Raw genomic sequence first — 10,457 nt, forward strand, 5'->3', positions numbered from 1 at the left:
CATTCCGCCGCGCCTATAGTCGATATATGAGTGATCCCAAGCCAAGCGGCGAATATCAGGTTTTAGCGCGTAAATACCGCCCGCAGAGTTTTGACGACATTATTGGTCAAGACGCTATGGTGAAAACCCTGCGTAACGCCTTTGCGACTAACCGCGTGGCTCACGCCTTCATGTTAACCGGCGTGCGGGGGATTGGTAAAACTACGACGGCGCGGCTCTTGGCCCGCGCGCTCAATTACGAAACTGACGATATTGCCGGCCCGTCAGTTGATTTTCCGGTTTTGGGCAAACACTGCGCCGACATTATGGCCAGCAGCCATATGGACGTTTTGGAAATGGATGCGGCCTCCCGCACAGGCGTCGAGAATATGCGCGAAATGCTGGACGGCGTTCGCTACGCTCCTGTCGATGCCCGTTACAAAGTCTATATCATTGACGAAGTGCACATGCTTTCAACCGGTGCGTTTAACGCGCTGCTCAAAACGCTGGAAGAGCCGCCGGATCATGCCAAATTTATCTTCGCGACAACCGAGATTCGCAAAGTGCCGATCACCGTTTTGTCACGTTGTCAGCGTTTTGATCTGCGCCGCGTCGACGTCGCCGAGCTTTCCGCACATTTAAAAAGTATCAGTGAGCAGGAAGACGCTAAAATTTCCGATGACGGCCTTGCGCTGATTGCCCGCGCCGCCGAAGGCTCTGTACGCGACGGTCTGTCGCTTCTTGATCAAGCGATCGTCCAGCGTCTGGATAAAGACAGCGAAGTGTCCATGGAGCAAGTGCGCGATATGCTCGGTCTTGCTGACCGCGTTCGCGTGCTGGATTTGTTCGGGTTGGCCGCGCTGGGCGACGCTAAAGGCGCGCTGACGGAGATGCGCGCCCAATATGATCACGGCGCAGATCCGGTTGTGATTATGCGCGATATGCTCGACTTATGTCACGAAGTCAGCCGCGCTAAAGCGATGGGAGACGCGGATGGCATGGACGCGTCGCCTGATGTGGCGCGAAAGGTCGGCGAGATCGCAGACGCGTTGACCATGGGACAGGCCACGCGTTTGTGGCAAATGCTTCTTAAAGCGTATAAAGATACACGCCTTGCGCCTGACCCGCTGGCTGCTGCCGAGATGGCATTATTGCGGCTCTGCGTAGCTGCTGAAATGCCGCCGCCAGAGCTGGCCGCGAAATTGATTGCCGATATGGGCAGCGAAGGCCGCGCTAAAGATATAGCCGGTTTTGCACCCAAAGCACCGGCGTCAGACCCGGCTCCGCAATCGCGCGAAAGCGGCGGATCGCAACCTGTGTCTATGACGGCGCGAAAGCCCGCCCTTGAGTCAGAACCAGAGCCTGCGCCTACAGAGGCGGTAATGTTCAACTCGCTGGAAGATATTGCTAACCACGCCGAGGCCGAAGGCTCGCGCGCCCTGCGCAGCGATATCGAGACCTGCCTGCGTTTGGTCAGCTTTGCGCCGGGCAAAATCGTATTTGAGCCTGCCCCAATGTCGCCGCCGCGCCTTCCGGCCTATCTGAAGGAAAAGCTTAAAGACTGGACGGGTCAGGATTGGTCAATCGTCATTGAAAAAGCGCCCGTCGGCACGGAGACTATTCGAGAGCGCCGCAACCGCGAGGTAAAAGAGCAGGACGATTCCGACCGCAATCATCCCGACCTCATTGCAGCGCTTAATCTCTTTAAAGGCGCGCAGCTGGTGGAGACCCGCGAGCGCGCGCCTAAATCCGCGCAAATTATTGCCGGCAATTTCGGCGCAAAACCACAGGACGATCACTTATGAAAGACATTATGGGCCTGATGAAACAGGCCAAGAAAATGCAGGAAAATATGGAGCGTGCAAAGCAAGATGTCGCGGCCCTGACAACAACAGGGAAATCCGGAGGCGGTCTGGTGACGCTGACGCTCTCCGGCAGCGGCAATATGAGCGCTATGAAAATTGATCCCTCGCTTCTGAACCCTGATGAGGGTGAAGTGCTGGAGGATTTAATCATTGCGGCCTTCCACGACGCCAAAGCCAAAATGGACGAAGCCAGTCAGGCGGCGATGAAAGACGCGATGGGTGATATTCAACTCCCGCCCGGGATGAGCCTTTAATGAACCGCCGTGAGCTGATCAGAGCCGGACTTGTGGCCGGAGTTGCCGGAGCCGCGCTGTCAGCGTGCGGGGCAGATAAGGATGGCCGTTATGGCGGTATCGGACATGGCGAGCGCAAAAAGCTTCTGAAGGGTTTCTCCGTTAATTTGGAAATGTGGTGGACGGAACTTCCATTAGAACAGCGTTTCGAACTGGCCGCGCTGGCGGGCTTCACACAGGTCGAGATTTGGTTTGTCAGCTCTGCAAACCTCAACGCAAATGAGCTGGCAAAAATGGCGAAAGCCGCGGGCGTCAAAGTCACACAGATTGTCGGAGCATCGTCAAAACTCGGGGCCCCCTATGGCCGCGATATTTTTCTGACCAGCATGAAATCCGCTATTGAAGAAGCTAAAATTCTCGGCGCGCCCGTTGTGACAATAACCGGGCACGAGATCATTGAAAACCAGTCCAACGAGCTTTCTATAGAAAATTACCGCCACAATCTGGAAGCCGCTGCGCCGTTATTTGAAGAGGCGAAGATCTTCGCTGCAGTCGAGCCGTTCAATCCTTATGACCATCCGGGGCATTTTATAAATGGCCATAAAGATGCGCTCAATATGGTGCGGGTCATTGGCTCTGATTATGTAAAAATAAACTGGGATCTGTTTCATATGCAGCGCGCGGAAGGCAATGTGATCGCATCTTTGCGCGAGGGTATCGATCAAGTCTGTTACATGCAGCTTGCCGACAGTCCGGGTCGTAATCAGCCCGGTACGGGCGAGATGGATTATGTGAATATAATTTCTGCGGCCAGAGCGGCCGGATATACCGGCCCGATCGGGTTGGAGTGCGTTCCCAAAGACAATAATAATGATCAGGCTGTGATTGATATGTTGGTGCTTTCCGAGCGCGTGGCAGCTGCGGCGCAGGTTTAGGTCACCATGAGCACTACTGTAGGCCCTGAAATTGAACGGCTGATCAGCCTGCTCGCCAAACTACCCGGTCTCGGCCCGCGCTCAGCGCGCCGCGCTGCGCTTGCCTTGATAAAGAAACGCGATACGGTCATGGATCCCTTAGTGTCGGCGCTGGCTGATGTATCCGCGCGCATTACGACATGCGAGATTTGCTATAATGTGGACAGCCAAAACCCGTGCCATATTTGCGCTGCACCGGGGCGTGACCAGACAAAAATCTGCGTGGTGCAGGATGTCGGTGACCTGTGGGCGCTGGAACGGGCAGGAGCGTTTCGGGGCACTTATCACGTTCTGGGCGGAAGCCTGTCCGCGCTGGATGGCGTCCGTCCGGAAGACCTCAATATTGCTCCGCTGATTGCCCGGTCAGGGCGCGGCGACATTACCGAAGTTATTTTGGCGATGAACGCGACAATCGACGGACAGACAACGGCGCACTATATTACAGATAAACTTGCGGGAAGCGATGTCAGCGTATCGCGCCTGGCACATGGCGTTCCTGTCGGCGGGGAGCTTGACTATCTGGATGATGGAACGCTCAGCGCGGCGATGCGCTCGCGCCGCCCCTTCTAATATAATCCGCAAAAGCAGAAGACTGATCACAGAAGGTGCTCACATCATTCAAATTCACCGACGGCGAACGGATATATACCAAAATCCGGATTTTGGGTCACAATGGGGCTATTCTATGTTATGGGCCGATTGGGACGTATTAAGGCGCCGGGGGATGAATAATGAGACTTGTGACAATAGGCCTAAGCTTGATTTTAGCGGCGGCATTCGTGTTTTTCGGCGCGCAGAAATTCGGCAGCGAAAATATTATATTTGCGACTATCGCAAATAATTCCGGCATTGGCCTGTTCGAGCCCATTATCCGCATGCTGACCGGCGCAGCGGAGCTGGCGACAGCAGCTTTGCTTTTATTGCCTGTCACGCGGCGCCTCGGCGCCGTGGCCGGACTCATTATACTGCTCGGCGCAATCGGTTTTCACCTGTCCCCCTGGCTGGGTATTTCCCCTGAGGGTATTGGCCCGGGTCTGTTCTATATGGCGCTGGCCATGTTTGCCGGGCTTATTGTTTTAAATGTTTTACTCAAAGACACACCGCTGTTTGGACGCGATAACTAGCCTCAAAATGCCCGCTTCATACCATACCATTGCCGCCAGGGGCGATGCGCCCCTGCTCTTTTTCGGAGATCACAGCAGCGCTCATATTCCGAAGGCTATGCAAGGGCTTGGGATATCCCCGCAGGACCGCGCGCGCCATATAGCTGTAGACATCGGCACGGAGGGTATAATCCACGCGCTGTGTAGAGAATTCGGCTGCGCTGGACATCTGGCAGGAGTTTCCCGGCTCGTCATTGATTGTAACCGCGACCTTAAGGCGAAAAACCTCATCCCGACAATCAGCGACGGGACACATATTCCCGGCAATGCGAGCCTAACTGCCACCGCGCGCCAGTCGCGCATAGACACCTATTATGCGCCCTATCATGACGCACTGGGCAGGGCGGTAGACGTGTGTGCTAAGCGCACAATTGACCCACTTATCGTGTCTATGCATAGTTTTACAACACAGCTGCGCGGGGGTGATAAGCGGGGGGTCGAAATTGGGTTTTTAGTCAAGGCCGATCCGCAAAGCGCGAATGACGCTATCGCTGAATTTGCTACAATTTCATATAATTATGATGTTCGTATCAATGAGCCTTATTCGGCGTGGGATTTAAATTACACGGTTGATCGCCACGTCATGCCGCGCGGTCTGCGCCACCTCTATATAGAAGTGCGTCAGGATTTCATCGCGACGCCCGCCGCGCAAAGCAATATGGCCGATATTCTCTCGCGTGTCATCGGCCCCGTCATGCGTCGGTCGACCATTGCGCCGCGCTGATAAGCAAGCGATGAAGGGTTCGGCACGATATTGAACGTGGCGCGTTTATGACTATATGCCGTCAGTATATATCAGGCGACACGAGGAATGCGCTATGAAAATTGAAAATCAGCTGTGTGACAATCAAGATCACTTTATTTCCGGACGCAATATGTTTGGCGATTATCCCGAAGGAATGGAGCAGGCCGTGTTCGGCATGGGATGTTTCTGGGGAGTAGAGCGCATTTTTTGGCAATTGCCGGGCGTATACGCAACGTCTGTAGGCTATGCGGGCGGCACGGACGACGCGCCGACTTATAAATCCGTGTGCGGCGGACGCACCGGCCATGCCGAAGTTGTGCATGTCGTCTATGACCCGGCTGTCATCAGTTACGCCGATCTGCTCAAGGTCATGTTTGAAAACCATAATCCGACACAGGGCGACCGGCAGGGCAATGACCGGGGTAGCCAGTATCGTAGCGTCATCTTCACATTTGATGACGGTCAGCGCATGGCCGCCGAAGAGGCGGTGACGCGGTACGGGGCGGCATATCATGATAAAGGCTTTGGCGCGATCACGACGCAGATATTGCCCGCGCAGACATATTACGCTGCAGAGGATTATCATCAACAATATTTACAGAAAAATCCGGCTGGATATTGCAATCACGGCCCGACGGGCGTTGTCTGCCCCATGCCAACTCGCGTCACGGCATAAAAATCCTCCGGCAGAGGTGGGAGTCTCTACCGGAGGGAATTCTAACGCCGTGACCAAGTCCGGCGGAGCAACTTTATAAAGAGCCGGGTGCTGTTTGGCTGTCTACAGTTTCTAACATATTGCCGAATTGGGCCAAATTAGGGCAGGTGTGCTCCTTTCCCGATATGATACCGTTCCGTTACTCATAGTATTAAAGCGGAGTTAATATAGGCCGCCATATTCATTTCTGTGGCCGCATATCGAACGAATAAGGAACTTAGCGTTCTAAAACCCGTTGTTATTGCAACAAATTAGTACGGCCGCCTAAAGTCTGAAGATTCACAGTAAAAATGCGAAGGGCGCTGTTGACGATGTCGATTTGCGCGCGTATATGGCGGCTCACTTGGGAGATTGACTGTCTGGGGGTTGCCCTAGAAACCCTTCTTCTGGTGAAAAAAACGAGATTTCATAGAGGTTTAGCCTTTGGTCTGTGACCATAAGCTGGGCTTTGTTTTAGCAAGCGGCCCGCCGCTTTTTTCTGCTTGAACGTCCATTGGGGCGGTTTTGCGGAAGTTAAGAGGGCGGAGACGGTTGCTATTTGTGCAGGACTAACGCCCCGACCCTTCTCATATGAGCGGGGGGCGGGCTGAAAACTAAGGTAGATTATGCCAACGATCCAACAGCTCATCCGCAAGCCGCGGAAACCGAAAGCCAAACGGAACAAAGTTCCGGCGCTGGAGCAATGCCCGCAAAAACGTGGCGTTTGCACGCGCGTCTATACAACGACACCGAAAAAGCCGAACTCTGCGATGCGTAAAGTTGCCAAGGTTCGTCTGACCAACGGCTTCGAAGTTGTGAGCTATATCGGTGGTGAGAAACATAATCTGCAAGAGCATAGCGTTGTTCTTATCCGTGGCGGTCGCGTAAAAGACTTGCCCGGCGTTCGTTATCACGTCCTTCGCGGCGTGCTGGATACACAAGGCGTGCAAGAGCGCCGTCAACGCCGTTCGAAATACGGCGCGAAGCGTCCTAAGTAAGGGTATTAGATATGTCACGTCGTCACCGCGCTGAGAAACGCGAAATCCTACCGGATCCAAAATTCAACGATCTGGTTCTGTCCAAGTTCATGAACGCAATCATGCTTGACGGTAAAAAGTCTGCTGCCGAGAAAATCGTCTATGGCGCGCTGGATATTGTTGAGGAAAAGGCCCGTACAGAGCCGATCCGCGTTTTCCATGACGCGCTGGAAAATATTAAGCCGAGCGTTGAAGTTCGCTCACGCCGCGTTGGCGGGGCGACCTATCAGGTTCCCGTCGAGGTTCGCGTTGAGCGCCGTCAGGCTCTGGCTATCCGCTGGCTTGTTAACGCGTCACGCGGACGTAACGAGAATACAATGCGCGAGCGTCTCGCCGGTGAATTACTGGATGCGTCCAGTAATCGCGGCTCGGCTGTGAAAAAGCGCGAAGACACACACCGCATGGCCGAGGCGAACCGCGCCTTTGCTCATTATCGTTGGTAAGACATAATTTTTTTAAAGAGACCGTAAGATGGCCCGCGAATACGAATTAAAAGATTACCGTAACTTTGGTATTATGGCGCATATTGACGCCGGTAAGACCACGTGTACTGAGCGGATTCTTTATTATACAGGTAAGAACCATAAAATTGCGGAAGTGCATGACGGCGCGGCCACTATGGATTGGATGGAGCAAGAGCAAGAGCGCGGCATTACGATTACGTCCGCTGCGACAACCTGTTTCTGGGCCGGTAAGCGTCTGAACATTATTGACACCCCTGGTCACGTTGACTTCACAATCGAAGTTGAACGCTCTTTGCGCGTGCTTGACGGTGCGGTTACGCTTTTGGATGCCAATGCCGGTGTTGAGCCGCAAACAGAGACTGTTTGGCGCCAGGCCGACAAGTATAAAGTCCCGCGCATGGTATTCATTAATAAAATGGACAAGACCGGCGCTGATTTCTACGCCTCTGTTGAATCTGTGAAAAAGCGGCTGGGCGGCAACGCTCTTGAGATGCAGCTTCCGATCGGCTCTGAAACAGAGTTTCGCGGAGTGGTCGATCTGGTCGAAAACGTTGCTTATGTTTGGCCTGATGATGCGGATCTTGGCGCGAAATACGATACTGTCGAAATTCCTGCTGATATGGTCGAAAAGGCTAAAGAATATCGCACTGCTCTTATCGAGGCCGTTGCCGATATGGACGACGCTGTCATGGAAGCCTATTTCGAAGGCGAAATGCCTGATGCGGCGACAATTAAGCGCCTTGTTCGCAAGGCAACGATTGCCAATAAAGTTGTTCCCGTTTTCTGTGGCACAGCCTTTAAAAATAAAGGCGTACAGCCTTTGCTGGACGCAGTTGTTGATTACCTGCCAAGCCCGCTGGATATCGCTTCTATTAAAGGCATCGACGTTAAAACCGGCGAGCCGACGACGCGCAAGGCTTCTGATGATTCCCCTCTTTCCATGCTGGCCTTTAAAATCATGAATGACCCTTTTGTGGGCACTTTGACATTCTGCCGCATCTATTCAGGCGTTCTTGAATCAGGCTCGCATGTTTTGAACACGGTTAAAGAAAATAAAGAGCGCGTTGGCCGTATGCTGATGATGCATTCTAATGACCGTGACGATATTAAGATTGCCTATGCGGGCGATATTATCGCTGTGGCGTCATTGAAGAACACAACAACGGGCGATACACTATGTGATCCGAGTGAGCCGGTTATTCTGGAGCGTATGGAGTTCCCTGATCCGGTTATTGAGATCGCGATTGAACCTAAATCCAAAGCTGACCAAGAAAAGTTGGGCCTTGGCCTGCAGCGTCTTGCGGCTGAAGATCCATCCTTCCGTGTCTCAACAGACCATGAGTCAGGTCAAACCATCATGGCGGGTATGGGCGAGCTTCACCTCGACATCCTTGTTGACCGCTTGAAGCGCGAATTTGGCGTAGAAGCCAATATCGGTCAGCCGCAAGTGGCTTACCGTGAAGCTTTGGCTGCACCCGTTGATATCGACTACACGCACAAAAAACAGTCCGGTGGTTCAGGTCAATTTGGCCGTGTTAAGATTAAGTTTGAGCCGCTTGAGCCCGGTTCCGGCGTTGAATTTGAATCAACAGTTACCGGTGGTAATGTTCCTCGCGAATATTTCCAGGGCGTTGAAAAAGGTATTCGCACGATGGCCGAGTCGGGCCTGCTTGCGGGCTTCCCGGTCATCGACTTTAAAGCCAATCTTTATGATGGCGCTTATCATGATGTTGACTCATCCGTGATGGCCTTTGAGATTGCGGCGCGCGCAGCGTTCCGTCAGATCAAAGAAGAGGGGCGCATCAAGCTGCTCGAGCCGATTATGAAAGTCGAAGTTGTGACGCCGGAAGAGCATGTTGGCGACGTTATCGGCGATCTGAATTCACGCCGCGGAATGATTGAAGGCACAGAGATTCGCGGAAACGCAAATGTCGTCAATGCCATGGTCCCGCTGGCCAATATGTTCGGTTACGTGAATGACCTGCGCGGTAAGACTAAAGGCCGCGCGCAGTTCACAATGACATTTGACCACTATGCCGCGACGCCGAAAGCCGTCATGGACGAAGTGATTAGCAAACAATCGGGCGCGTAAGGCGCGCCCCTTAAACGACCTCCAGAGGAGCTTAAAATGGCAAAAGAAAAATTCCAACGCGACAAGCCGCACGCCAATGTTGGCACGATTGGCCACGTTGACCACGGTAAGACGACGCTGACGGCGGCGATCACGAAGTATTTCGGTGATTTCAAGGATTATGACCAGATTGACGGCGCGCCTGAAGAGCGTGCGCGCGGTATCACCATCTCTACGGCTCACGTTGAGTATGAGACGGAAAACCGTCATTATGCTCACGTCGACTGCCCCGGACATGCTGATTATGTGAAAAACATGATCACAGGCGCGGCGCAAATGGATGGCGGCATTTTGGTTGTCAACGCTGCGGACGGCCCGATGCCGCAAACGCGCGAACATATCCTTTTGGCCCGTCAGGTCGGCGTTCCGGCTTTGGTGGTTTACCTCAACAAGGTTGACCAGGTTGATGATGAAGAGCTTTTGGAGCTGGTTGAGATGGAAGTGCGCGAGCTGCTGTCCTCTTACGATTACCCTGGCGATGATATTCCGATTATTCCGGGCTCCGCTTTGGCGGCGCTGAACGGCACCGATCCCGAGATTGGCGAGAACTCCATTCGCGCTTTGATGAAGGCTGTTGATGAGTATATTCCCCAGCCTGAGCGCGCGATTGACCAGCCCTTCTTGCTACCGATCGAAGATGTATTCTCCATCTCAGGCCGCGGTACGGTTGTCACCGGGCGTGTTGAGCGCGGGATTGTCAAAGTGGGCGACGAGATTGAAATCGTCGGTATCCGCGATACGCAGAAAACGACCTGTACGGGCGTTGAAATGTTCCGCAAGCTTTTGGACTCCGGTCAGGCCGGCGACAATATCGGCGCGCTGATCCGTGGTGTTGACCGCGAAAATGTTGAGCGTGGCCAAGTGCTGTGTAAGCCGGGCAGCGTAACGCCGCATAAGAAGTTTGTGGGTGAGGCTTATGTCCTGACCAAAGACGAAGGCGGCCGTCATACGCCGTTCTTCAACAATTACCGTCCGCAGTTTTACTTCCGTACGACTGATGTGACCGGTGTTGTGACATTGAACGAAGGCACGGAAATGGTTATGCCGGGCGACAACGTCAATATTAATGTCGAACTGATCGTCCCGATCGCGATGGAAGAGAAGCTGCGCTTCGCTATCCGTGAAGGCGGACGCACCGTCGGCGCCGGCGTCGTGTCAAAAATTATTGAGTA

11 protein-coding genes are annotated in these 10,457 nt (G+C 53.6%); all 11 read left to right on the forward strand.

Features of this window, described 5'->3' with window-relative positions:
• Positions 1-26: 26 nt before the first annotated feature.
• The gene (locus H142_RS14700) at positions 27-1,784 is read left to right on the forward strand and encodes a DNA polymerase III subunit gamma/tau (RefSeq protein WP_017931324.1); all 1,758 of its coding nucleotides are present in this window, start codon (positions 27-29) and stop codon (positions 1,782-1,784) included.
• Positions 1,781-2,098 (forward strand): YbaB/EbfC family nucleoid-associated protein, encoded by a 318-nt coding sequence (locus H142_RS0106605; RefSeq protein ID WP_017931325.1) that lies wholly within the window; start codon positions 1,781-1,783, stop codon positions 2,096-2,098. Before H142_RS14700 ends, H142_RS0106605 begins: the two co-directional genes overlap by 4 nt.
• Positions 2,098-3,012 (forward strand): TIM barrel protein, encoded by a 915-nt coding sequence (locus tag H142_RS14705; RefSeq protein WP_017931326.1) that lies wholly within the window; start codon positions 2,098-2,100, stop codon positions 3,010-3,012. The genes H142_RS0106605 and H142_RS14705 overlap by 1 nt, the downstream gene beginning before the upstream one ends.
• 6 nt (positions 3,013-3,018) lie before the next feature.
• Positions 3,019-3,621, forward strand: coding sequence for a recombination mediator RecR (gene recR / locus H142_RS0106615; RefSeq protein WP_017931327.1), 603 nt, complete (start codon positions 3,019-3,021; stop codon positions 3,619-3,621).
• Positions 3,622-3,782: 161 nt separating this feature from the next.
• Positions 3,783-4,175, forward strand: a complete 393-nt coding sequence (locus H142_RS16220) for a DoxX family protein (RefSeq protein WP_017931328.1) — start codon at positions 3,783-3,785, stop codon at positions 4,173-4,175.
• A gap of 7 nt (positions 4,176-4,182) precedes the next feature.
• On the forward strand, positions 4,183-4,938 hold the full coding sequence (locus tag H142_RS16225; protein ID WP_017931329.1) for an N-formylglutamate amidohydrolase: 756 nt from the start codon (positions 4,183-4,185) through the stop codon (positions 4,936-4,938).
• A 94-nt stretch (positions 4,939-5,032) separates the two neighbouring features.
• On the forward strand, positions 5,033-5,635 hold the full coding sequence (gene msrA, locus H142_RS14720) for a peptide-methionine (S)-S-oxide reductase MsrA (RefSeq protein WP_017931330.1): 603 nt from the start codon (positions 5,033-5,035) through the stop codon (positions 5,633-5,635).
• Positions 5,636-6,279: 644 nt separating this feature from the next.
• Positions 6,280-6,651, forward strand: coding sequence for a 30S ribosomal protein S12 (rpsL, locus tag H142_RS0106635; protein WP_017931331.1), 372 nt, complete (start codon positions 6,280-6,282; stop codon positions 6,649-6,651).
• 11 nt (positions 6,652-6,662) lie between these two features.
• Complete coding sequence (gene rpsG, locus H142_RS0106640; protein WP_017931332.1) at positions 6,663-7,133, forward strand: 30S ribosomal protein S7; 471 nt, start codon at positions 6,663-6,665, stop codon at positions 7,131-7,133.
• 28 nt (positions 7,134-7,161) lie between these two features.
• Positions 7,162-9,246, forward strand: coding sequence for an elongation factor G (fusA, locus tag H142_RS0106645; RefSeq protein ID WP_017931333.1), 2,085 nt, complete (start codon positions 7,162-7,164; stop codon positions 9,244-9,246).
• Positions 9,247-9,282: 36 nt separating this feature from the next.
• Positions 9,283-10,457, forward strand: a 1,175-nt coding sequence (tuf, locus tag H142_RS0106650) for an elongation factor Tu (RefSeq protein ID WP_017931334.1), incomplete at its 3' end; no start/stop codon positions are given.

This window comes from Robiginitomaculum antarcticum DSM 21748, from assembly GCF_000365025.1.
Taxonomy (GTDB): Bacteria; Pseudomonadota; Alphaproteobacteria; order Caulobacterales; family Maricaulaceae; genus Robiginitomaculum; species Robiginitomaculum antarcticum.